The following is a 25621-nucleotide window of genomic DNA, read 5'->3' as shown; positions in this document are numbered from 1 at the left end:
AAAGTATAATTGCAATAGAAAGGAAGGCAAAATGCTTTTCAAGGGAGATCAGATGAAACAAGCTTTTTTTAAAACACAGCTTCTCCCTTTATGCCCTCTCAATGAAAGTGGTTCCCAATGGTTAAAAGATATGGAAGAACAAGCAAGGAAAGAAGGTTTAGAGCCGCTTATTTCCGCCATTTTAGAGAATGGAACACAGATTGATTTTATCCGTGCAGTGTTGACCTTATCTCCTTTTTTGCGTGAGGTTTTAATTAGTAATCCATCATATCTTAGTCCTTTGTTGCATGTTGATATAGAAACAAGATTGAGTGAAATTATCGATGATATTATGGTTATTGATAAAAATGAACAGATCAATGAAACTTCATTGATGGCTGCTTTAAGACGCAAAAAACGAGAAGCGCATGTTCTCATTGCATTAGCTGATTTGAGTGGTCTTTTTACTTACGAAGTTTCATGTGCTTGGTTGACACGCTTGGGTGAAGCTGCATTAGGTGTAGCATTGCGTTTTCTCTTAAGAGAAGCACATAATCATGGTAAGATCAATTTGCTGAGTCTTGAAAATCCAGAAAAAGACTGTGGTTTAATTATTTTAGGGATGGGAAAATTAGGAGCAGGGGAACTTAATTATTCTTCTGATATTGATCTTATTGTTCTCATTGATGAAACGTCTCCTCATATTGGTAATCTTTCTGAAAGTGTCGACATATTTTCTAAAATGGTTCGTCGATTAATCCGTATCATTCAAGAACGCACTGCGGAAGGATATGTTTTTCGCCTTGATTTTCGTCTTCGTCCAGATCCAGGATCGACACCTTTGGCCTTACCAGTAAGGACTGCCTTGCGTTATTACGAAGGGCGTGGACAAAATTGGGAACGAGCCGCTATGATTAAAGCACGTCCCGTTGCTGGCGATAAAAGAGCAGGTTTTAACTTTCTTAAAGAGCTTTTTCCCTACGTGTGGCGAAAATATTTAGATTATGCTGCGATTGCTGATATTCATTCGATCAAACGTCAAATTCATGCGCATAGAAGTTATGGTCAAATTGCAGCTTATGGCCATAACATAAAGTTAGGTCGTGGTGGTATTCGTGAAATTGAGTTTTTTGTTCAGACACAACAGCTCATTGCTGGTGGACGTTTTCCTCAATTACGTGGGCGTCAGACAGTTGCAATGTTAACAGAACTTCACACGCTTGGTTGGATTAGTGAGAAAACGAGAGATAGTCTTATAAAAAGTTATGCTTTTCTAAGAAATGTTGAACATCGTATTCAGATGCTTGCGGATGAACAAACGCATCTTCTTCCAAATGATATTTCTCAATTCACGCGTGTTGCTTATTTAATGGGTTATCACGACAAGTGCATTTTTATCCGTGATTTATTAAAAACACTTCAGACTGTTGAAAAACACTATGCAGCACTGTTTGAGAATGAACAAGAACTTGGTTTAGAAACTGGCAATTTAGTTTTTACAGGTGAAGAAGATGATCCGGAGACATTAATAACATTAAGCCGTTTAGGTTTTGAAAGAGCGAGTGATATTTGTCGTATTATGCGCACACTCCATTGTGGTCGTTATAAAGCAACGCAATCAGCTGAAGCACGTGAGAGGTTAACGGAATTAACACCAGCTCTTTTAAAAGCCTTTGGTGCAACAAAACGAGCAGATGAGGCGATGTTGCGTTTTGATAGTTTTTTACAAGGACTGCCTTCAGGAATTCAGCTTTTTAGTCTTTTGCAGTCTAATCCCTCTCTTTTAAATATGCTTGTCCTAATTATGGGAGCTGCTCCACGTCTTGCGGAAATTATTACACGCAGGTCCCATGTTTTTGATGGAATGTTAGACCCCAATATTCTTTCAGAATTACCGACAAAAACCTATTTAGAAAAACGGCTTGAATATTTTCTTGAAGATGTTCTTTCTTATGAAGAAACTCTCGACCATTTAAGGATTTTTGCGGATGAACAACGTTTTTTGATTGGTATTCGAATTTTAAATGGTACAATTACAGGAGAAAGAGCTGGATTTGCTTTTACTGCACTTGCTGACCTTATGATCACAAAAACATTTGCTGCCGTTCAAGAGGAATTTTTTCGTCTTCATGGTCGTATTAAAGGGGGACGTGTTGGCATCTTAGGCATGGGGAAGCTTGGAAGTCGTGAATTAACGGCGGGTTCGGATGTTGATATCATTTTGGTTTATGAACACGATGATGATGCAGAAATATCTGATGGAGAAAAACCTCTTTACATCTCTCAATATTATACGCGTTTAGCACAGCGCCTTGTTTCTGCTTTATCCACACTTACAAGCCAAGGTGTTCTTTATGCTGTTGATTTAAGATTACGACCCTTGGGCAATAAAGGCCCTGTTGCTGTTTCTTTTCCATTTTTTAAAAAATATTATCGCCAACAAGCCTGGATATGGGAATATCTTGCTTTAACAAGGGCTCGAGGCATAGCAGGAGATCCTGATTTTTTACAAAAGCTAGAAAATGAAGTGTGTGCAATTATTGCACTTTCTCGGAATAAAAATGAAGTTGCAAAAGACGTATGTGACATGCGCTCTTTGATTGCAAAAGAAAAGCCGCCAAAAAATCAATGGGATTTTAAAACGATGTCTGGTGGCATTATGGATTTGGAGTTTATTGCTCAATTTGCTCTTATTACGCATGTCATTGAGTTTAAAATTGGAGCAACGACAGCGGATATTTTAGATCAGTTACCGAACAGTTTTCTTCATCAGTCATGTATTGCTGATTTACATTATGCCTATGATCTCTATACAAATTTGAGTCAAATTATACGGCTTTGCTTAAATGATCCTCTTGATCCCAATGATATGCCACCTGGTTTAAGTGATCTTTTGTTAAACAGCGTTGGAGAGCCTGATTTGCTTCGTGTTGAAAAACTAATTGCAGAAACTGGGCAGTCAATCTGTTCAATTTTTACAAAAATTATGAAACATTAAATACATTTTATAATAATTTTATGAAAGCATTGAATGTGATTTTTAGATAAAACATAAACAGATATTATAGAATGATAAAAACTGCTCATTCCATTTTTATATATTAATTTTGATATCTTATTATACATTGAAGAGCTTTGGAGAATGAAAGTTTTTTTCTATTAGCTTCTCAAGTATGATGAAAGAACTTTTCTGTTAAATGAGCTTATCCTAGGCATTATTCTTTATACAAAAAAATGAAATAATGATGCAGTGACATCCTTTTAGTGAATGATACTCGTTTCATGAGCCTTAGCTCATGGGTATGTAAAAGCATAGCTCATTTATTAAGCATCAGTATACCAGATACATTTATAAATTGAGAGATCTTCAACATAGGGATATGTGCCAGAGTGCTTTTATCGCATAGATTTAGATAAACTATTATAAAGGTTATGACTATTTCTTATTACAATAATAGTACCAATATATTTAAGTAAATAAGCTAAAAAGTTTTATAAATTATATCTCTCATTTTAAAAAAAATGATATTAGGATTATTTATATACTGCTGGATAATAACAATTAATATAAAGATATAAAATTTAATAGAGAGAAGTATTTTATGAAAAAAACAAAGAAACTTTAAGTTTTGTACAATTATTATTTAACAAAAAATACTTTAATATTTAAATAGAAACTTCATTTTTTTATAACTGTGTCATTTTTGCTATAGATTTTTTGCAAAAAGTGTGAAACGATTTGTTATTATTTATGATCACATTAGCTTTTAGAGGAGCAATTATGATTACTAAGTATTTAATCTCAACATCTATCTTTTCTTTAATTTCAATTTCTGTATTACAGGCAGCGGATATCGTTGTTTCTGAACAGCCTGTTCCTGTTATTGCAGCTCCTGCCTTTTCTTGGACAGGGTTTTATGTTGGAGGGCAGATTGGTAACTTTTCAAGTAAAACAGCTGTAAATTATTTAGCAGATGCAACTGCTGGAAAATGGGAGCCAGTTCCAAAAGAAAATTTACCTAAACTTTCTGGTTTTATAGGGGGAGTTTATGCAGGTTCCAATATTGATATCGATAATGGTTTTATTATCGGTGTCGATACGGATATTATGTGGTCTAATAAAAAGCATACGAAAGAGATCAGTGTACCGAAAAACAACCAAATCGGCGAAACAGCAGGAACTTCAAAAAAAAGAAGTTCTGGTGATGATGACTCTGCAGCGTCGCAAATTGAATCTATACATCATACTCTAAAACAAAAATGGTCTGGCGCTACGCGGGTGAAAGTTGGTTTGTCGATTGAGCGGATGATGCCTTATCTTTCTGGGGGGATTGCTTATACGCAGCTTCAGAATGTTATTGGAGTAGCGGCTAATAACACAAATGCTGAGAGCAGAAGTGAAGCAATTAATATTGCTGATTTTGTCAGTGATGAAAAAAAGACTATGGTTGGTTATACCCTTGGAGGGGGTGTTGATTTTGCAATGACTGATAATATTATTGTCCGTGCAGAATATCGTTATTCAGACTTTGGTAAGAAGAAGTTCGTACAGGACAGATTTGAAATGGACTATAAGACAAACGATTTCCGCGTAGGTGTTGCTTATAAGTTTTAATTTTCTGCAGAATTAAACAGTTTAAAAGCCTCATTTTCGAATGAGGCTTTTATTTTTCAAATAGGTCTAGAAAAATATTTTTCACTCAGAAGAGATATTGTTTTATTCGGATAATAATTTGATTTATAAAGAGAGTTCACTGTTTTGCTTATGGAATGGGAACTCCAAATATCATAGAATTCTTTTATTACCTATTCTACGTTGAAACAATCAAAATCATTTGTTTGTACTTTATAGATAGGGAGGGGGCGTGAGTATAAAAAACATTAAAGTAAGAATAAAAACACTGCTTGCGAACCATCCTAATAAGCACAAAAGGCGATTATCGCATTAAGGGGTGGCAAAGTGTGTGATGGTAGCAATTTTCTTCTTTATAAACGTAAAAATGTAGTGTTCAGTGTATTTTATCATGAAACTATTTATCGGGATCGTCGAGAAATAGGCTTGGAAAACAATAATATTGCTTAAAACAAGCGTATGAATTGGCAATCCAATGGCATTCTACTTTTATGTGAAATATCTTTTATATAATCAGATTTTTCTATGTCATATGATTATAAAATATTTTATGCGGTAGAAAAAAGTCGCAAAAATTTTAAAAATAAACAGTTTTATATTCACAATATAATTCAAGAATTATCCTAATATCATTTAATATGATTTATAGGAATAAATACCCCCAAAATGCATACTATAATTTTGTATTATTATTGGATAATTTATGTTCTATTATAGAGAATAATGCATAATAATACAATAATTATAAAGTGATTTATAGGAAAAAACGGAGAGTAAGTGAGAAATTTATAGGGACATAAAAAACATTATTCCTTATGCTTATTATTGAAATAGAATTTATCATTCTTTATAAATTTCTCAAATTTCCCTATTAATAGTAAAGAGTTATTTAAAATCCATTTACAATAAAGCAATCAACATCATTATTTGCACATTTCTAAGTAGAATTTCCATATAGAAAGTATAGACTTTAGTTATTCGTGGTTTTTTTATCATCATTAATATTTAGACATAGAAGCTAAATGATCTTCTCCATCTATCCTACAAAATATCATCACTATAGGGGTATAAGGATTTTATGTATGAGATGCTTTGAGAGGGAATTTGTGATGAAGTGCAAAGAAAGATTTGTAGAACTTTATTAAGTCAATCATAGGGAGCAATCGGTAGATGAAATTTGCACGAAAAAAATCCGAATTATTTATAGATCAGATAGGATAGAAATCTTCGTCCTTTAGGGTGGGAAGGAGGGAGACTAATAAGTTTGTAAAGTCAGTTACATAAGTGGGATAGCTCATGAAGTTCTCTGAGAGACACTGATTGATCCACAGAGAAGCTAAATCTTTATTTTATTAAAGAAGAAGAGAGAAATAAAATTATGATTTATGAAAGGGATATGAAGTAAAAATATTGTCTTTTTTTGGGGGCAATTTGGGAAGCATTCTTACAAAATATTTAAAGATTAATTGTTTCAGTACAGGCAATCTCGTTTTGGAGATTGATAATGCTATAACGTTGTAATTGGCAGCACCATTGACTTTGTAAGCGTTCAATAGAAAATAAGTTAAAGCCGGCAGGTGGTTTTTTACCACCAAAAGCTTGTGATGCGGAAGAAACACCAACAACAGGAATTTTTTTTATTGGTCCTTCAATGTATTTCAATGTGGGTAAATGAGTATGTCCATGAAGAATAAGTTCACAACCGTGATGTTTGATAACGTCTAGAAAACGTTTTGTATCCCGTAATTTTTTATGCCAAGAAGTTGCTTTGGGAAAGGGAGGATGGTGGATCATGACGACACGAAAAAGGTTGCGCTGTGCTGCTTCATTCAAAAGATGCGGTAACGTTTGTGCTTGCATTTTACCAAAATAACCAGAAGCTTGAAAAGGGGGGGTCGCGATGGCTGAAGAAGCTGCTATGATGGCGACATCTTTGCGAATGCGCATATAAGGAAAAGGAAAGGCATTGGCTTGAGGCACGTCACCTGTGATCCAAGGTTTAAAGAGAGTACATGCTTTTTGCAGGGCTCCACGGACATAGGCATCATGATTTCCAAATGTCAAAGAAATATCCTGAGGGTGTCCTAAGGCAAGAAGCCAACGACGTGCTTGTTCAAATTCCTTATCGAGAGCAAGGTTCACAAGATCGCCAGAGATCACTAGATGATCAGGTTTTGTTTTGTTCAAGGCATCTATTAAAGTTTCGAGGACATTTGTTGCCATTTGGCTCTTACGCTTTTTTTGCCAATTTAAGTAACCGGTAAGGCGTTTTCCAGAAAGTTCTAAAAGGGAAGGTTTTGGGAGAGGGGAAAGATGGATATCCGATATATGGGCAAGATAAAACATAAAAGCTCGTAGAGTATTAAAAACGTTTTAAAGAATAAACATAAGATAAGTTGCTACTTAAAGGCAAGAAGGATTGTAAAATGAAAAATAGCTTTTTGAAAGGATGAGAAAATTCTTTGGAGAATTGATGCTGAATTGTATTCTTTATGAAAAAGGAAGCCTAATATAATAGGCTACTGTCGGCAACCGATATGTCTTTTGTATGATGGGATAAACTTTAAAATGATGGTCATAAAGTTTTAAAATTTTTAAACAGCTTTTATACGACCCTACATTATCACAAAAAATCTAATCACTCAGTGTTAAAATACAAAAGGATCTATCGTATTTATCAGAGTTTTTTACGGTTTTGCGCTGTCATACATTGCTTTTCATGGGTAAATATTTTTCACGCAAAACAGAACGCTCCAAACGAAATATTCCAAATAAAATATCATTATATTGTACATTTACATATTTGTTTTAAAGAAATATTTTCCAGAGTGCTTGATTTCATTTCACGAAAATTCTTCATTGCTATAAAAAGTCTCGTTTGTAAGGTTTATGCATACACCACTATTTTTATACCATGGACAAGATATTGATTTATAATGATAATTTATTCATATTGAATTGAGAGTTCCGAATATCGTAAGATTCTCTCATTTTAAATTTCTCTATCTTAAATCAATCAAAATCACTTGCTTGAATGTCATAAGCGGGGTTGGTGTGTGGATAAAATTTGTATAATAAAAATGGCTCACCGTTTTAAGTGCCAAGATCTGTCGCAACACTCAAAGGCTGGCAAATAGTATGATGGTGCCGGCTTGTTACACTATATACAAGGTGCTTACCAAAACAATCATACGGTTTCTCCTAAATTTATAAAAATTCTTGCTTTAAGAGGATGAATAAGAGAAGATTTCATTCTATTTTTCAATGGTTTTTATCCATATAGAACTTCTTCTAATGATCTGCAAAAGAATGATTTTTATTAATTCAATGTGGATTATAAATTAAGAAAAATTCTATAGGGAATAATACCTCAATATGAGAAAAGAATAATGATTTATTAAAAATCAATAACTGATTTAATTAAAAAACAAGAAAATACACAGAAAAGATAAGCTGAATTTTAAATTATTCTACGAAATCTCAAAACTTTTTAACGGCCTTCACGATACCACATACTGCTCAACAGTAATAGGCAAGCAAGCAGTGCAAAAAAACCAGAAAATATTGAAAAATAAAAGGTATTGATTAAACGCGTTTCTGTTGCTTCTTTCAAAACAATTGAATGTGCCGGAGAAGATAAAGGTTTTGTTTGTGATTGAATGAGTTTGAGTGGAGGAAGATAAATGTTTTCTTTTCCCTCAAGGTGTAAACGTCCAATGTAACCACCGGTGTGTTTAACAATGGGGGCTAGTTTTTCCTGTGTTGAAATTAAGTCAAATAATTCAAGATTATCCAACATCCCGACAGAAGAAAGAGCTGTTAGATGCCCATTTTTAATAGTAAAAATCCCTGTTTCATCCGTGGCTATAGTTGCACTGAAGAGTCCTTCTTGCTCTTTAGTAAGAACGATTTTTTGTTTTTTTCCAGAAGGAAAAGTTATTTCAGCAGGTTCTGGATGATCTTTGAGGGTTTGACGGCGAATTGTTAAATGATGATGACTGCTGGTTGCGCTTAATTTTTCTTCCTCAAGTTCTGGTTCTTTCATGAGCCAATGGGCAATTCGGCGATAAAGAGCTGCATAAGGACCACCGCCTTCAAAACCTCGTGCCCAAAGCCAACTTTCATCGGAAAGCAACATGCCTACACGGCCTTTATCAACATGGGAGAGAAGTAAAAGCGGTTGTTCATCGGCTCCTTTCATGAGGGCGATCCCGTTGTTTATGTTTTGAATAGCAATTTGTCGCAGCCATCGACCCCACTGAGAAGCTGGATAAGCAGGGGTTGCAAGATCCCTTGTAACAGGATGGCGTTCACCTTCTTTGGTTAATGCGGGGCGAAAAGGTTTTTCAATAATATCTCCATTAGGTAATGCCGGTAGAATGCTTATTAGAGGTGTTTTTGCAAGTGAGTTTTTTTGAGTAAATTCAGGTCCTGTTACCATCAATAACGCACCACCCTTTTGTACATATTGGGCAATATAATCATAATAGATTAAGGGCAGAACAGCAGAGTGTTGGTAGCCATCAAGAATAATGAGATCAAAGTTATTAATCTCTTCAACAAAAAGCTTTCTTGTGGGAAAGACCACCAGTGATAATTGGCTTAAGGGCGTATTATCTGCTTTGGTGGGAGGACGCAAAATAGTAAAGTGAACAAGATCAATATTGGAGTCACCTTTCAAAAGGTCACGCCATGTCCGTTCTCCATTATAAGGGGCGCCTGAAATAAGAAGAACGCGTAAATTTTCTCTGACTCCCTCAATCGTTGTTATGGCGCGGTTATTTTCAAAGCTTAGTTCACCTTTGTAAGGTTCAGTCGTCGCTTGGATAATATTTTTTTCAGCATGAGGCAGAGTAATTTCAGTTTGAAAAATAATGCCAGGAGTTGCAGAATAATGGCCAACTTCTTGTCCATTAACACTGAGTATAATATTGGCTTTCTGTGGTATTGTTTTTTGAGAGACTCCTTTATCTTCTACCAAAATGGAGAGCCTTTGTGGTCTGTTGACAAGAGCAAAGCGTGGAGGAGAAATAAACTTGATTTGACGGTCAAATTCATCTGAGTGCCCTGTGATCAGAGCATTAAGAGGTGCTTCATGATGAAGATCTGATAGGTTAGGAATGTCATGCACTTGTCCATCAGTGATAAAAATGGTTCCTGCATAACGAGAGGGTGGGATATCAGAGAGTGCTTGTGTTAAAGCATCAAACAAATTCGTTGAAGAGGCATATTGATTATCAGCTAGTTTTCCAGCTTCAATAAAACGTGGTTCAAATTGTGGATAATGTGCCAGTGCTTGGGTTAATTGCGCGCGCGCTTCATCCGTATCCTTTGTGCGTGTTCCCAATGTTTGACTTTTGCTGTGGTCAATGACAATCCCTACCGTGCTTTTCAGCGGTTCACGCTGTTCTTTTATGATCATTGGATTGAGCAAAGCAAGAATAAGGCAACTCAATGCCATTAGACGCAATAAAGATCCTTGACGCTTTGTAACAAGACCAACAACGACAAAAAGAATGGATATTCCGCTTAACAGCAGAATCCAAAAGAAGGGCAAAAAAGGCTGAAAAGTTAAAAATGGTATCATTGCCTTCTTTCTCTTTTAAAGCGTTCCAGAAGTGCTGGAACATGAACTTGGTCCGCTTTATAGTTTCCAGTAAGGATGTAAAGGACAATATTTAAACCTGCACGAAATGCCCATAGACGTTGCATTGGATCATTGGGAACAAGCGGATATTTCCATGTTCCTTTTTCATCAAGTGCCCAAGCCCCAGCAAAGTTATTTGCGGTGATGAGCAGGGAACTTACATTATCGCCAGAGCTAAAAGAACTTTTATTTTTTTTGTTCGTTGATGAGGATTCAACCCATAAAGGTGAACCACGGTAGAGACCAGGAAAATCAGGCATAATATAAAAAGAACGCGCAACAACATGATCTTTTGAGGCAGGCTCAATGGAGGGAATGTTTAACCCTTTTAAGATGGTTCGTAATCTTTGCGTTTCTGGAGTGGTATCTCCTTCAAGATTAAGATTGCTATTCATTTGATCGCGCGTATCAAATAAAATTGTTCCTCCATGTTTCATAAAGTTATTTATTTTTTCAAGCGCTTTAGGAGTTGGTATAGGACTCTTAGCATCAATTGGCCAGTAAATAAGGGGATAAAAGGAAAGTTCATCTTTATCGAGATCAAGAGCTGTAACAGAGCCTGGGGTAAGCATTGTGCGTTCTGCGATAAATTGACTTAAAGCTTTTAGACCACTTTTACTCGTTGTATCAATTTCATGATTGTTGGTTATAACGTAGGCAAGGTGTGTTGCACCAGCGGCTTGTACACTATCATGATGATTTTCTGTCGTTTGTGCATGCAAAGTCGGGTCATATGAAAACAAGACAATAAAAATGATGAGAGGGAGGAGAAACATATTACGCCGTTTATTAAAAGAAAAAATACCTCCCATCCATAAAATGAGAAAATTATCAAAGGCAAATAATAAGAGAGCTAATCCTAAAAGAGGACCGATAAGATTTTTTTCTTTTGTGTCGTAAGATAAAGGGCTCTTGTTAAGAGAAGTTGGCAATGATGATTGTTTCATCAAGCGCGATGAATGATTTAAGAGGTTGAGTGCATAAAAATTGTTTTTGACACCATAAAGTCCTGGAGGCGTATGATAGGAAGGGTGGGGCGGATTTTGAGCATCAAGGACCAGAGGAATAACATCAGATGGCGGTACTTGTAATTGTCCGTCAGACGCTATGGTTCGCCAAGGGTTTTGTACCATTGTACTTTTTTCTCGATATGCTGAATTTGTGTTTTCAAAAGACCCTAATGTGATCAGTTTTTGCAACATTTGTGCAAAAAAGCCAGAAAGAGGAAGATTAGACCATGTAGGATCAGGAGCAACATGAATGAGAATGAGGGTTCCTTTACCACGCTTTGCTGCGGTAATAAGAGGGGTTCCATCTGAAAGGCTAAGCCATGTTTTTTCAAAAAGATCTGGGGTTGGTTCTGCGAGGATTTGGCGCGAAACAGTAACCTCTTCTGGAAAAGGAAGATCAAAGAAAAAACTCTTTTTTGCAAAAGGGGCAAGTTTTTGCGGTTTTGTCCAAGACATAATACTTCCAAGGGAACGTTGACCTTGACGCAGCGGTACTGGAAGAAGGCTATCGTAATGTTCTGCGCTACTGAGTTTTTCTCCTGCAAAGCGGATGAGTGTCCCTCCTTTATTCACAAAATCAGAAAGCTTTTTTTCTGCTTTTTCAGGGATATTAACCATGTCACCCATAATGAAAACAGATGGATTTTGTTTAAGCAAATGATCAATATCCGTTGAAAGCTCTCTTCCACCGGCTGTAATAAGCTGTGTATGACCTTGTAGGGCTTTGATAATATAATAAAATGGCGCCAGTAAAGGTTGAGCCATTTCATTGGTATCGGGGGAGAGAAGAGCAACACGGCTTATTTTGCTATGGCTGTCTACTAAAAAGGTTGCAGCAGCATGGTTTTGGTTATTGATTTTTATCCAAGCAATATCATTGCGCAGTTCAAGGGGAACATCAAAAGGAACAAGTGCTGTTGTTTCACCTTCAGAGAAATTTTTCGTGAATTGACCGAGCAGTTGATTATTTGAATCGTAAAGGCTGAGTATCGCGGGCGTTGTACCATGTGTTGTTGAGCGGATAATACGCGCGACCATATTTCCATCGTTATTTTCTATGGATGTTATGCCAATTAAATCGGAAATATCAGCCAAATACCATAAGAAGTTTTTAGGTTTTAATTCTTCAAGAAGTGCAAAAGCTTGCTCATCTTCATTTGTTTTTAATCCATCACTTAAATAAACAATATCAAGAGGTTTTTCGTTGGTTATTTCTTTGAGTTTTTGTAAGGCATGCAAACGGTTGACAGGCCAAGGACGTGGCTGCAAATGCATTAAATGCTTCTTTATAATCTTTGCTGGTTGGGGGGACACATTAGAGGTATCATTTTCAGCTGTAGCAACAAGATAAATATTTTTTTGCTGTTTTTCTGCCTGAGCAAGGATCGTTTCAGCGATAGCGATGCGTTTTTCCCATTCTTTTACAGATGCCCAACCATTATCAATAATGAGTGCAAGGGATTGAGATTCAGAAAAGCTTATTGGTTTTTGATTCAAAGTAGGGCGGGCCAAAGCTATGATAACAAGTGCTGCTATGATTAAACGCAACAAAAGTAACCACCAAGGCGTATGTTTTGCTGTTTCCTGCTGATGGGTTGATTTAGGTAAGAAACGTAGAGGAGGAAAAAGCTCTTTACGCGCAGATGGAGGGGTTATCCGCAACAGCCACCAAATGACCGGTAGAACCAAGAGCCCTAATAACAGAAAAGGAGCAGCAAAACTCAAAGTGCCCTCCTTTTTTGCAAGGGAAAGTTACCCATTGTATTTGCAAGATGCAAAATGGTTTCTGTTAAAGGTTGATCCGTTCTGCTAACGTGATAAGACCAGCCTTGGCGCGCGCAAAAATTTGCTAACTCTTGTCGCCGTGCTTGATAGAGCTTACAATAGTTTTTACGAAGATTTTCTGCTTTTCCAAAGGTGAGTTTTTCTTTCGTTTCAGGATCAAAAAACTCTGTACGACCTGCGTAGGGAAAGTTTTCTTCTGCGGGATCAGCAATTTCAATTAAATGAGCTGTCACTTGTTTTGTCGATAAAGTCGTTAAATGTTGGATGATTTTTTCAGGAAGGTCGAGAAAATCACTCATTATAATGGTATGTGAAAAGCGCGTAATCGTTGAAAAATCAGGAAATGAATTTTCATCTGAATGATTTTCTAAAGCAAAAGCTATTCGCTCTACAACATTAGATGTCATTGTGGGGGGCATTAAATTGGGAATAGCAATATGTTCGCCACTGCGTGCAAGAAGTGATGCTAAGGCAAGGGTCAGAATAATGGCATGATTACCTTTAGAGATTTTAGAAAAACGCGAACAGTAATGCATTGATGGGCTCTGATCGGGCCAAAGCCAAATGGTTTGTGTCATTTGCCATTCGTGTTCACGCAGATACGTATTTTCATCGCGGGCTGAGCGACGCCAATCAATACGGGTAATGGATTCTCCTTCCATATAAGGACGAAATTGCCAAAAATTTTCCCCATTACCACGTTTACGTTGACCATGCCATCCGGTTATCAGTGTATTAGCGATATGACGCGCTTGTAACAAGAAATATGGCATTTTGCCAATATCCTTATGCAGCTCTTTTGCCAGCGACAATGGAGGTTTTTGTAAAACTTTTTTGCCAATAGCCATTTAAAGAGCATCTTTCACAAGCTTATTGATAATATCTTTGACGGTTATATCTTCAGCACGGGCAGAAAAATTAAGCGCCATACGGTGTTGTAAGACAGGATAGGCCAATGCTTCAACATCATCAAGTGAGGGCGCTAAACGCCCATAATAAAGGGCACGGGCGCGAACACAAAGTGAAAGGGCTTGTGATGCACGTGGACCAGGCCCCCAAGAAACATAAGTATTGGCAAGGCTATTGTCTTTATGAGGGCGGGCTGAGCGGACAATTTTTAAAATAGTTTCGACCACATTTTCTGAAAGAGGCATTTTGCGAACGATATTTTGAATCTTTTGCAATTTTTTGGCGGATAAAATTGCTTTTGCATTTGATTTTTTTTCTTTTGTTGTTTCTAAAATGATCCGCCGCTCTGTTGTAAGGTCAGGATAGTCAATATCAATTTGCATCAAAAAGCGATCGAGTTGTGCTTCAGGAAGTGGGTAGGTTCCTTCCTGTTCAAGAGGATTTTGCGTTGCAAGAACATGAAACGGTTGGGGCAAGTCATAACGGGTTCCTGCAACGGTTACATGATATTCTTGCATAGCTTGTAGAAGGGCCGATTGTGTGCGTGGAGAAGCACGATTGATTTCATCAGCCATGAGAAGTTGCGTGAAAATAGGACCTTGAACGTAACGAAAAGAACGTTTTCCTTCTTTATCGGAATCCATAATTTCAGAACCAATAATGTCGGATGGCATTAAGTCGGGGGTAAATTGGATCCGTTTTTCATCAAGCCCTAAGACGGTTCCCAATGTTTCAACAAGGCGTGTTTTAGCAAGTCCTGGAGCCCCAACAAGAAGAGCATGACCACCAGCAAAAATAGCGATTAAGGCATATTCGATGACATGACTTTGTCCAAAAATAACTTTGTCAATTTCTTGTTGTAGGATATCTAATTCTTTGTGTGCTGTATCAATATCTCCAATAATGACTTGGGCATCATGATTGGTATTGACCTTTTTTACAGAATTAGATGACGGATCACGGTGACTCATATTTCTTCCTTAAAGCGTTTGGCGCAAAAAAAAATGGTAATTTTCTCTGTATGATAATGGATATTTTATTGTTTGTAACAGAAAATAAGAAGAAAAGAAGCATCATATGTCGTTTTTTTTCATATTTGTCTATAAAGGGAAAAGTTTCTTTGGAGAAAATAGGCAATGTTTTATAAGGGGTGTCTTAAAAATTTTGTTTTATGAAGAGAATTCTTTAAGATAAGGGAAACAACTTTTTTGAAAGGTTAAAGGGTGAATATAAGGCAGAACTTCAAACAGGTTGCGTGGTTACAAAAAAATGATATCCAAACACTTCTTCGTGTTCTATCTTTAGAGGGGGAAGAGGCGCGTATTGTAGGGGGAGCGGTGCGCAATCAACTGCTAGGTCAGCCTATTAGTGATATTGATATTGCGACAACCTGCTTGCCGCAACAAGTTATAACGCGTGTAGAAAACGCAGGATTTAAAGCTATTCCTACAGGGATTGCTTTTGGTACCATAACAGTAGTTACGCATTCGTGTTCTTATGAGGTCACAACGCTTCGCAGCGATATTGAGACGGATGGTCGTCATGCAAAAGTAGCCTTTGGTCGTGATTGGAAAAAAGATGCTGAACGGCGGGATTTTACGATAAACGCGCTTTATTGTGATGCAGATGGCAACCTTTATGATGACGTGGGAGGTTTAAATGATATTGCGAGCCGAACAGTTCGTTTTATCGGTGTTGCAGAAAATCGTATTAGCGAAGATTATTTGCGTATTCTACGTTTTTTTCGCTTTTTTGCGTGGTATGGAGCAGGGCGACCTGATGGGCAAGGGTTGAAGGCATGTGTTCGTTTAAAACACGGTTTAGAAAAACTGTCTTCTGAGCGTATTTGGGCAGAAATGAAAAAGCTTCTTTTAGCTTGTGACCCAACACGGGCCCTTTTATGGATGCGACAAAGCAGAATTTTGTCACTCATTTTTCCTGAAACAGAAAAATGGGGCATTGATGCAATTCACGCATTGGTAAAAACAGAACAGATGCTTGGTTGGAAAGTTGATCCACTTTTACGGCTAGAAAGTCTTCTTCCTCCTGACCCTATACGTCTTCATGACATGGCACAGCGCTTGCGTTTTTCCCATAAAGAAACAACGCGGTTAAAGGAATGGGCAGAATTAGAAATAATAAGCCCAAACTGTTCTGATCATTTTGTACAAAAATTGCTTTATTTTCATGGGAAACAGCCGGTTTTAGATCAATTATCTTTGTCTGTTGCTGCATTACATGCCGATACTCTAGAAAAAAAGGATATTGTACAAAAAAGAGAAGATTATCTCAAGCTTTATCAACTGGCTCAAAAATGGCAAATTCCAACTTTTCCCATTAATGGTAATGATTTAATAAAAAAGGGTTTTTCAAAAGGTGTCCTTTTAGGAAAAAAGCTTAAAGAGCTAGAAATGATATGGGTTGAAAACGGATTTTTAATGGATCGCCATACATTATTAGAAAAAATTGATTGATAATATTGTTTGTTTATAAATGCGTGAGTTTTTTACTTGTTAAGTTAACATATTCATTGATAATAATTTATCATTATTCACATGAGATAAGAGTGCCGAATATTGTAAGGTTATCTTATAGTCTGTTCATATTAAATTAATCACAATGACAGTCTTAATGTGTCATAAGCGGGGAAGTCGTGTGAAAAAAACGATTATAGGGAGAAAAAATGCTTCTTATGACTCAACTTAAAATAGGGAAAAAACTTTTAAGCGGGCACAGATTGTGAAGAGGCTGACTTGCATATTTATTAAGTATGAGAGAGTAGGATGCCCAATGTTTTTTTTTACTATGCACGAGGGATATTTATATCATTGATAGGCGTGGTACGAAATGGATGTGATGGATCTAAGAAAAGTTTATTTTAACAAGTGTATGAATGAGCAATACAATGGCGTTTTGTACTTTGTGATAAAGTGACTTTAGTTAAGTTTTTTTCTTATTTTTGAGCATTATAAGCTTATCGCTGTTTATTTTTCAGCACTTGATTATTGGAAAATAGCAGATATTATATGCTTTAACTGTTATTTATATGATAGCTTGTAGGCTTTATTCCAAGAATATTGTTGAAAAGTATGTGCTTTTAAGATTTATAAAATTCTTGAAAGGTGAATTTTTTCTACTTATTTGAAAACCAGAGTTCATGCATTTTGATCATTCTATTCAAGCTTTGATAGAATGATTATGTTTTTACAGATGACAGTTTCCTTCATAATAACCAATTTGGCGCAGTGCTTCTCCTGTTGTTATGGCTACGCTCATAGCAAGATTGAGAGAGCGTGCCTGTGGTTGCATGGGAATTTTCAATGTGTAATCGGCAGATTTATGAACATAGTCGGGGACTCCAGCTGATTCACGACCAAAAAGTAAAACATCATTTTTCTGGTAGCTTATCTGCGTATAGCATGTTTTTGCTTTTGTACTTAAAAGCAAAAGACGGCGGTTAAAGTGTTTCATGGAGCTTAAAAAATGTTGCCAATCAATATGTCGTTCTAAGGAAGCATATTCGAGATAATCCAATCCTGCACGTTTGAGATTACGATCCGACAGATTAAAGCCTGCGGGTTCAATAATGTGTACATGTAAACCAAAACAAGCACTAAGACGCAAAATCGTTCCGGTATTACCAGCAATGTCAGGTTGGAAAAGAGCAATATGAAGTGTCATGTTCTCTGTAGTATGATTTTTTTTTCGACGTTGTAAAGAAGTGCTATAATTTATTCTAAAAAAATATAATTGAGAAATATATCGTTTTCGCATTGAGCTTGTATGCATTTTTTAAATTTCAGGAAAAAAGTTACGGTTAAAGATTTTTTTTGAGATGAGAGAGAAGCTTCTATTATGAACTTCTTTGATTGAGCGATCCATAAAATAGATTGGCTCATTATAGTGAAAAGTACGATATTCAATTTATGGTAAAAAGTAGGATATTTAAAGAGGTTGGATCATTCGTTCTAGTTAAAATCGACAAAAGATGCTGTTTATGTATCAAGAGGAAACAGAAAAAGTACTCATGCTACAACAAGTTGAGTTTGGGAGATGGAGAGATAGTATAAGTTTATTAAAGAGTTAGCTAATAAATTTAAACTTATTGGTTGAGATCTGATGATAACAAGACAAATTTTTGAAGAGTGTTTGTTTACACGCTCTTTCCGTTTATCTCACATCAGAGAAGGGGGTGATTGATTGAATATGAATAGGTTTGAAATAAAAGAAAATCAGGGTATTTTGGGATTATACTTACTCTTTAAAATGGCAAGTTATCATTATTAAATCAGTTTCTTGTATAACTCGTATAAATGGCATGTTTGTTTGATGGGGCTATTTTCATGGGGGAAGGCAACGAAGTAATCTAAGCATTGTACAATAGAAGAGGGTATGATAAAAAAATAGTTTAGCAAAGTATCTCTTTAAAGTTAAGGCAATGGGTGAGCAGACGAGACGGGATTTTCTGTTTTTGGTAACGGCTGTTGCAGGAGCCGTTGGGATGGGGGTGGTCGCGTGGCCTTTTATTCGTCAGTTGCGTCCAGATGAAGCTGTTCTGGCATCCTCTTCTGTTGAGGTTGATCTTTCAGGTATTGAAGAGGGGATGTCGGTGACGGTAAAATGGCGAGGACAGCCTGTTGTTATTCGAAACCGTACGGCAAAAGAAATTGCTGATGCACGTGCTACGAATTTAAATCTTCTAAAAGATCGTCAAGCCCGCAATCCTAATCTTGGAGGGGAAAAAGAAGCGACAGACTTGGCACGTTCAGCAGGTAAAGGGCGTGAAAATTGGCTTATTGTCATTAACCTTTGTACGCATCTAGGTTGTGTGACACTTGGGCAATCAGGTAAATTTGGAGGGTGGTTGTGCCCGTGTCACGGGTCTGTTTATGATACCGCCGGAAGAGTGCGATCAGGTCCAGCAAACTATAATTTAGCTATTCCACCTTACCAATTTCTTTCTGATACTTTGCTCAAAATAGGATAAGGTTATGACAAGGTTTCCTCCCTATTGTCCTAAAAATGCTCTTTCCCGTTGGTTGGATAAGCGTTTGCCTCTTCCCCGTTTTTTTTATAATGCATTTGTGATTTTCCCTATTCCACGTAATCTTAATTACTTTTATACATTTGGCGGTATTTTGACCATTATGCTTTTATCACAGCTTTTGACTGGTCTTGTTCTGTCATTGCATTATGTTCCAGATATTCATTTGGCTTTTGAAACGGGTGAACGATTTCGACGTGAAGGTCAGTTTGGTTGGCTTTTTCGTCCATGGCATAGTGTAGGCTCTTCGTTTTTTTTTATTGCCGTTTATATCCATTTGGCACGCGGACTTTATTATGGTTCTTATAAAAATATGCGAGAAATGGTGTGGATCACAGGAATTTTGATTTATATCATCATGATGGCAATTGCATTTTTTGGTTATGTGCTTGTTTGGGGGATGATGTCTATTTCAGCCGCTTCAGTGATTGCAGGGCTTTTCAAAACGATACCTTTGGTGGGGACATGGTTGCATGAAATACTCCTTGGTGGTTATGGTGTAGGACAACCAACATTGAATCGTTTTTATGTTTTCCATTATGTTTTATCCTTTGTTTTGCTTCTTTTTGTGGGGCTTCATATTTGGGCAATCCACTGTGTTGGGCAAGGAAATCCAACGGGTCTTGTTGTGCAATCAGATAAAGAAATAGTTCCGTTTTCACCCTATGCGCTTATCAAAGATATTTTTGCCATTACTGTTTTTTTGATCTTTTTTGCTTGGTTTTTGTTTTATATGCCCGATTATATGGGGCAGGCTGAAAATTATAATGTCGCCGATCCTTTAAAGGCACCTCTTCGTGTGGTTCCAGAATGGTATTTTTTGCCTTTTTATGCCATGTTGCGTGCGATAACTTTTGATATTGGTATTTTTTCTTCAACTTTTGTAGGTTTTGTTCTCTTCATCAGTTCGATTTGTGTTTTAATTTTTGTTCCATGGTTAGATCGCTCTAAAATATGTTCAGCAAGGTATCGACCTGTTTATAAAATTTTCTTTTGGGCGTTGGTTTTTGATGTTGTTTTTCTTGGTTGGCTGGGGTCAAGAGAAATAAGTGACGCAATTCTTTTATGGACGCAATTGGCTACGGTTTATTATTTTATATTCTTTTTGGTTATTCTGCCGACTTTGCCAGCATTTGAAAAAAGTCCTGCTCTTCCATCGTCAATTATGCAAGATCTAAAACAGAAAAAAAAGAGACTATGGTAAATGTTTTTGTGGGACTGATTATTATTATTGCTATGAACTTTTCTGTTCAGAGTTTAGCGAGTGATGTCTCTGATCGATCCGATCAAGAAGAGGAATTTATTTCTTTTCCTCTACAGATTCCTAAAAAACAAGAATGGAGTTTTTCAGGTCCATTTGGATTCTATGATAAGGCGCAATTGCGGCGTGGATTAAAGGTTTATAAACAAGTTTGCTCCAGCTGCCATGGATTAAAATATGTGTCTTTTCGCCATTTAAAGGCTCTGGGCTATGATCAAGAACAGATTAAAGCTTTGGCGGCACAATATGAAGTGCGCGATGGTCCTAATCGAGAAGGAAAAATTTTTAAACGTCCTGGAGGGGTAACGGATTATTTTCCTTCTCCCTTGGCGTATGAAGAAGAAGCAAGATTTGCTTTAAATGGTGCTTATCCTCCAGATTTATCATTGATGGCACGTGCACGAGGCGTATCTTTGCCATTTCCTGCTTTAATTACTGATGTATTGACTCATTATGATACGGCTGGCCCAGATTATATTACAGCTCTTTTAACAGGATATCAGGAGGCGCCAAAGAATATAAAAATTGTGGATGGTTATTGGTATAATCCTTATTTTATTGCCAGTAACGCTTTAACTATGGCGCCTCCTTTAAGTGATGGTGTGGTTGCTTATGAAGATGGAACCCCAGAAACTGTTGAACATTACGCGCGCGATGTTTCTGCTTTTTTGATGTGGGCTGCTGATCCTCATATGGAAATTCGTAAAAAAACCGGTTTTCGTGTTATTTTATTTTTAATCATTTTTGCAGGGCTCGTTTATATCTTAAAAAATCGTATTTGGTATGATTTAGAGGAAGAGTTTGAAAAAAAAACAAAAGATGGAATAGAGAAAAAAGGATAAAGTGACTGTTCTTGAAAGATTAGAGAGTATGAAGGGTATAGAGAGCATAAGGAACAAATCGGTTTATGATGCATTGAGCTTTTGTAAAGTAAAAGCAAAGTAAAAACGGAGATGTTAAAATGAAAAAAACTATATGTACTACTCTTATGTCAATTTTGATGGTTTCTAGTACTTATGCTCAGTCTTTTGAAGTGCCTTCTAAACCTGAAGTGATTTCTTCGACAGGTATTGTACAGGTAGGGATCGATAAGTCTGTGCGTTATGTGACACCTTTAGCAACGGATTTTGTTGCTTCCAGCCTTATAGGTGCCGAGGTTTATAATATAGAAGATGAAAATATTGGTGAAGTAAAAGATATTATTTTACGTGAAAATAATATTGCGGGGTTTGTGATTGCTGTTGGCGGCTTCCTTGGCATAGGCGAGAGTTATGTGGTCGTTTCTCCAGAAACAATACAGATGACAAATGATTATGGTAAGTGGAAACTTATTACAAACGCAACAAAGGATTCCCTAAAGAATGCTCCAACATTTAAATACGAAGGTCGTTGGGCACACTAACCTTATATTTCTATTTTTTAATGAATAAAGAGGTTGCTATCATCATAATATGGTAGCAACTACTTTTTGTTCAGGAGAACTTTAGGAGTTCTTACAACAATCCTCTATGAACTTACGACAAAATCTTCAAGATAAAATATTAAGGAAGAGTGAAGATTTAAGTATTATGTTTAAATAACATGATATCGCCATCTTGCACAATGTATTCTTTTCCTTCATCACGGGCTTTGCCTGCCTCTTTTGCACCGCTTTCTCCCCCTAGAGTAATATAATCATTGTAGCTGATGGTTTGGGCACGAATGAAGCCGCGCTCAAAATCTGAGTGAATAACGCCGGCGGCTTGGGGAGCTTTTGTACCGCGTGTAATTGTCCAGGCTCGTGTTTCTTTAGGTCCACAGGTGAAGTAAGTGATAAGATCAAGCAAATGGTAACCAGCGCGAATGAGGCGATTTAAACTTGGTTCAAAGAGTCCTAGAGCATCGAGATATTCTGATGCTTCAGCTTCACTCAATTGTGTGATTTCCGCTTCGATAGAAGCAGAAATGATAATGCTTTGCGCATTTTGCTCTGTTGCCATTTTTTCAACGGTTTGGGTAAAGTTATTTCCATGAGCAGCATCATTTTCGCTTACATTGCAAACATAAAGCACAGGCTTGGAGGTTAAAAGATTTAAATTTTTCAAAATGTGGTGTTCATCTAAGGAGATATCTTTGAGTAATAACCGGACAGGATTTCCTTTTTGCAGGATATTTAATGCTTTTTCCATAACGGGTAGAATTGTGAGAGCTTCTTTGTCCTTTCCAGTTGCTCGTTTACGGGTTTGTACGATTCGTCTCTCTAGACTTTCCAGGTCTGCTAGCATGAGTTCAGTTTCAACCGTTGTAGCATCAGAAATAGGATCAATACGTCCTTCTACATGGGTAATATCTTCGTCTTGAAAACAGCGTAAAACGTGGATAATGGCATCGACTTCGCGAATATTGGCTAAAAATTTGTTCCCTAAACCTTCGCCTTTTGAAGCACCTCTTACAAGCCCCGCAATATCAACAAAGTTAATACGTGTAGGAATCAGTTCTTTCGAACCAGCAATTGATGCAATTTTTTCCATTCGCAAATCTGGAACCGCAACTTCACCGGTATTAGGTTCAATGGTACAAAAAGGATAATTGGCAGCTTGTGCAGTAGCTGTTTTTGTTAATGCATTAAAAAGAGTTGATTTCCCAACATTAGGTAATCCGACAATACCGCATTTAAAGCCCATGAGAGTCTTTCTTTTCTGTTGATTTTATGGACGAAAATAAAACTTCGTTTTTATAGCATATTTTCAAAAGAGTTATAGTCTTGTATTACGATAAGTGAGAAAAAAGTCTACAGCAATGAATAATCTGCTTTTTTACCTTTTAAAGTTTTTCTTATCTTAGATAATTTAAGAAAACTTCGAGTTAATGTTAATAGTGTGCTAAGTTTTTCATGGTAGGCAAATTTGCATAAACAATGAATCGGAGAAAATAGAAGAGTGTTATCTCGTTATGCCTTTTTAATTGCAGCACTTTTAGCTTTGTCTGGATGTGCTACACATCGATTAGATCTGTCATCGGCTTCTGTTCAACAAGCTCGATACATTCCACCAGAAATACAGGCTTTGTACGGTCCTGTGACCAATGAAACTTATCCGTTACCTGCTATTGATCTTGCAAAAATTGATCCAAAGTTTTGGCGACAAGAAGTGATTTATTATACATCTTATCCCCCTGGAACATTGGTTATTGATACGCAAGAATGTTTTCTCTACCTTATTGGTGAAAATGGAAAAGCTTTACGCTATGGGATTGGAGTGGGTAAGGAAGGCCTAGCATTTGAAGGTGAGGGGGTTGTCCAGCGCAAGCGTCGGTGGCCAAATTGGGCTCCTACTGCAGCCATGATGGCGCGAGAACCAGAACGTTATGGTCATTTGGGGAAAGGAATGCCACCAGGACCTGATAACCCATTAGGTGCGCGAGCACTTTATCTTTTCAAAAATGGAAAAGATACACTTTTCCGTATTCATGGTTCACACGAATCTTGGTCCATTGGGCATGCTATTTCAAGCGGATGTATTCGTTTGCTTAATCAAGATATTATTGATCTTTATGATCGTGTTCCCATTGGTTCGCGTGTTGTGGTCTTGCAAAAAAATGAGAGTACACCTAGAGTTTATAGTCAACAAGCAAATGGGTACGATCCGCTGCAGTCAACCATTCAACCAAATGATTTTTATTAACTTTAGAGAGAAGATTGAAGCAAGCCACTTGAGTATATCGGTTTTATCTTCAATCTTCTCTTTCTTCCAAAAGAGAGAATAAACCTCTCTTTTTTAAAAAGGTATACAAGTATCATTATTCCATTTATCAGGTTCTTATGTTGTCAGAAGCTTTTTCCTTTGAGAAGATGCATAAGAGATGTTTTTTTCTCTTTTCGAGAGTTTTTATTAATTATGTCTTCTATGTCTTCCAACTTGTAAGGTGTAAGTCAAAGGGTTTGATTTTTCCATGATTAATAGATTTGTATAAATCTTATGATATTCAATTTATAAAAATAATGGTTATAAATCAACAGGTTATATAAACCCCATAGAGAAGTGTTGATTTTCTACTGATGAGAGAAAATAAGCTTTTAGAGTAAGTTTTTACTTTTTATCGTTTGTGAAATTTCATTCATAAAGAGGGATTGATCATCTTTTATGAGAAGAGCAATATTTTTTGCAATTGCTTTTAAGAGGGGGGATAACCATTCTTGATCAGATTTGGTAAAATTTCCTAAAACATGCTGATGAACAAGCTCTTTTCTTCCAGGATGACCAATTCCTATACGGAGACGACAATAATCAGTGCCACAATGGGCATCAATAGACTTAATACCATTATGTCCATTACTTCCACCTCCGATTTTTACACGAACTTTTCCCGGAGACAGATCTAATTCATCATAAATAATGATTAAATTCTTCAAGTCTAATTTATAAAATCGCAAAGCTTCACCAATAGCTTGACCAGAAAGATTCATAAAAGTTTGCGGTTTTATAAGAAAAATTTTCTCATTATTTATGAAACCATTGGAGATTTCTGCTTGAAATTTCTTAGACCATGGAGAAAAAGGAAAAGACTGATAAATGGCATCGATAGCCATAAAACCGATATTATGGCGGTTATTTTGATATTGTAAACCAGGATTGCCAAGACCAGCAATAAGCCACATGTGTACCTTTTCTCAAAGTATGAGGGAGGAAAATATCTGATAAATGAAGGCGGGAAATATTCCCGCCTGTTGATTTTTATGAAGTTTGTGTATCGTCTTCATCATTTTCTTGTTCAGGAGTTTCATCACTGATCTCCAAGGTAGCAGGAGCTGCAATGGTTGCAATGGTAAAATCTCGATCTTGGATGATAGGCGTCACATCTTTTGGTAGTTGTACAGCTGAAATGTGAATAGAATCACCAATAGAGTAGCTGGAGAGATCAATTTCAATGGCTTCAGGAATAGCATTTGCTGGAGCCATACATTCAATTTCGTGCCGAACAATATTGAGGACACCACCCTTTTTAATTCCAGGTGCTGTATCTTCATTGAGGAAGTGGACAGGAATGTTGACTTCCACAACAGATTTTGCTGAAATGCGCAAGAAATCGACATGGAGGGGAAAGTCACGCACAGGGTCTAATTGATAATCTTTTGGCAAGACCATAATTTTTTGCTTGCCGAGAACAATTGTTGCAACAGTAGTACGAAAACCACCGGCGTGAATTTTATAAAAAATTTCCTTATAGGGAACTGTTATTGCCAAAGGAGGTTGTTTTTCACCATAAATGACAGCAGGAATAAGACCGTTGCGGCGAAGTTCACGGGAGGACCCCTTACCAACCCGCTCGCGTTTTTCGGCCTTAAGAGTGTAGCTTTTACTCATAATTTAAGTCC

The 25621-nt window shown here is 36.8% G+C and carries 17 protein-coding genes; 8 read left to right on the top strand and 9 right to left on the bottom strand.

Annotation, left to right across the window (positions count from 1 at the left end):
* The first annotated feature begins 52 nt into the window (after window positions 1-52).
* Window positions 53-2977 (top strand): bifunctional [glutamine synthetase] adenylyltransferase/[glutamine synthetase]-adenylyl-L-tyrosine phosphorylase, encoded by a 2925-nt coding sequence (locus AC6ER8_RS06405; RefSeq protein ID WP_497077886.1) that lies wholly within the window; start codon window positions 53-55, stop codon window positions 2975-2977.
* A gap of 783 nt (window positions 2978-3760) precedes the next feature.
* Entirely contained in the window at window positions 3761-4594 is an 834-nt protein-coding gene (locus AC6ER8_RS06400; RefSeq protein WP_497077885.1) for an outer membrane protein, read from the top strand.
* Between the two features lie 1473 nt (window positions 4595-6067).
* On the opposite strand, the gene AC6ER8_RS06395 is transcribed toward AC6ER8_RS06400, so the two are convergent.
* The 5 genes from AC6ER8_RS06395 to AC6ER8_RS06375 form a co-directional block, all read right to left on the bottom strand.
* Window positions 6068-6958 (bottom strand): metallophosphoesterase family protein, encoded by an 891-nt coding sequence (locus AC6ER8_RS06395; protein ID WP_497077884.1) that lies wholly within the window; start codon window positions 6956-6958, stop codon window positions 6068-6070.
* 1144 nt (window positions 6959-8102) lie between these two features.
* Entirely contained in the window at window positions 8103-10199 is a 2097-nt protein-coding gene (locus AC6ER8_RS06390; protein ID WP_497077883.1) for a glutamine amidotransferase, read from the bottom strand.
* On the bottom strand, window positions 10196-12994 hold the full coding sequence (locus AC6ER8_RS06385; protein WP_497077882.1) for a DUF4159 domain-containing protein: 2799 nt from the start codon (window positions 12992-12994) through the stop codon (window positions 10196-10198). The genes AC6ER8_RS06390 and AC6ER8_RS06385 overlap by 4 nt, the downstream gene beginning before the upstream one ends.
* On the bottom strand, window positions 12991-13902 hold the full coding sequence (locus tag AC6ER8_RS06380) for a DUF58 domain-containing protein (protein WP_497077881.1): 912 nt from the start codon (window positions 13900-13902) through the stop codon (window positions 12991-12993). Before AC6ER8_RS06380 ends, AC6ER8_RS06385 begins: the two co-directional genes overlap by 4 nt.
* Window positions 13903-14934 carry an AAA family ATPase gene (locus AC6ER8_RS06375; protein ID WP_497077880.1) on the bottom strand — a complete coding sequence of 344 codons (1032 nt, stop codon included), beginning with the start codon at window positions 14932-14934 and terminating at the stop codon, window positions 13903-13905.
* A 252-nt stretch (window positions 14935-15186) separates the two neighbouring features.
* Here AC6ER8_RS06375 and AC6ER8_RS06370 point away from each other — a divergent pair, with 252 nt between their 5' ends.
* Window positions 15187-16437, top strand: coding sequence for a CCA tRNA nucleotidyltransferase (locus tag AC6ER8_RS06370; RefSeq protein ID WP_497077879.1), 1251 nt, complete (start codon window positions 15187-15189; stop codon window positions 16435-16437).
* Between the two features lie 730 nt (window positions 16438-17167).
* On the opposite strand, the gene AC6ER8_RS06365 is transcribed toward AC6ER8_RS06370, so the two are convergent.
* Window positions 17168-17644, bottom strand: coding sequence for a tRNA (cytidine(34)-2'-O)-methyltransferase (locus AC6ER8_RS06365; protein ID WP_497077878.1), 477 nt, complete (start codon window positions 17642-17644; stop codon window positions 17168-17170).
* 757 nt (window positions 17645-18401) lie between these two features.
* On the opposite strand from AC6ER8_RS06365, the gene petA reads away from it, so the two are divergent.
* The 4 genes from petA to AC6ER8_RS06345 all read left to right on the top strand — a co-directional run bounded on the left by petA (window position 18402) and on the right by AC6ER8_RS06345 (window position 21670).
* Window positions 18402-18950, top strand: coding sequence for a ubiquinol-cytochrome c reductase iron-sulfur subunit (gene petA, locus AC6ER8_RS06360; RefSeq protein WP_497077877.1), 549 nt, complete (start codon window positions 18402-18404; stop codon window positions 18948-18950).
* A 4-nt stretch (window positions 18951-18954) separates the two neighbouring features.
* On the top strand, window positions 18955-20211 hold the full coding sequence (locus AC6ER8_RS06355; protein WP_497077876.1) for a cytochrome b: 1257 nt from the start codon (window positions 18955-18957) through the stop codon (window positions 20209-20211).
* On the top strand, window positions 20205-21110 hold the full coding sequence (locus AC6ER8_RS06350; RefSeq protein WP_497077875.1) for a cytochrome c1: 906 nt from the start codon (window positions 20205-20207) through the stop codon (window positions 21108-21110). Before AC6ER8_RS06355 ends, AC6ER8_RS06350 begins: the two co-directional genes overlap by 7 nt.
* 119 nt (window positions 21111-21229) lie before the next feature.
* Window positions 21230-21670, top strand: coding sequence for a PRC-barrel domain-containing protein (locus AC6ER8_RS06345; RefSeq protein ID WP_497077874.1), 441 nt, complete (start codon window positions 21230-21232; stop codon window positions 21668-21670).
* A 157-nt stretch (window positions 21671-21827) separates the two neighbouring features.
* Here the strand turns inward: AC6ER8_RS06345 and ychF are convergent, their stop codons facing one another.
* Window positions 21828-22931: a redox-regulated ATPase YchF gene (ychF, locus tag AC6ER8_RS06340; protein WP_497077873.1), complete on the bottom strand. Its 1104-nt coding sequence runs from the start codon at window positions 22929-22931 to the stop codon at window positions 21828-21830.
* A 255-nt stretch (window positions 22932-23186) separates the two neighbouring features.
* Between ychF and AC6ER8_RS06335 the strand changes: the two genes are divergently transcribed.
* Entirely contained in the window at window positions 23187-23930 is a 744-nt protein-coding gene (locus AC6ER8_RS06335; protein ID WP_497077872.1) for a L,D-transpeptidase, read from the top strand.
* A gap of 392 nt (window positions 23931-24322) precedes the next feature.
* Here AC6ER8_RS06335 and pth read toward each other — a convergent pair whose 3' ends face one another.
* Both pth and AC6ER8_RS06325 read right to left on the bottom strand, forming a co-directional pair.
* On the bottom strand, window positions 24323-24904 hold the full coding sequence (pth, locus tag AC6ER8_RS06330; protein ID WP_497077871.1) for an aminoacyl-tRNA hydrolase: 582 nt from the start codon (window positions 24902-24904) through the stop codon (window positions 24323-24325).
* Window positions 24905-24980: 76 nt separating this feature from the next.
* On the bottom strand, window positions 24981-25610 hold the full coding sequence (locus AC6ER8_RS06325) for a 50S ribosomal protein L25/general stress protein Ctc (protein ID WP_497077870.1): 630 nt from the start codon (window positions 25608-25610) through the stop codon (window positions 24981-24983).
* Window positions 25611-25621: the final 11 nt, after the last annotated feature.

It is taken from the genome of Bartonella sp. SL320, from assembly GCF_059687635.1.
This window is presented reverse-complemented; position numbering and strand designations above follow the sequence as displayed.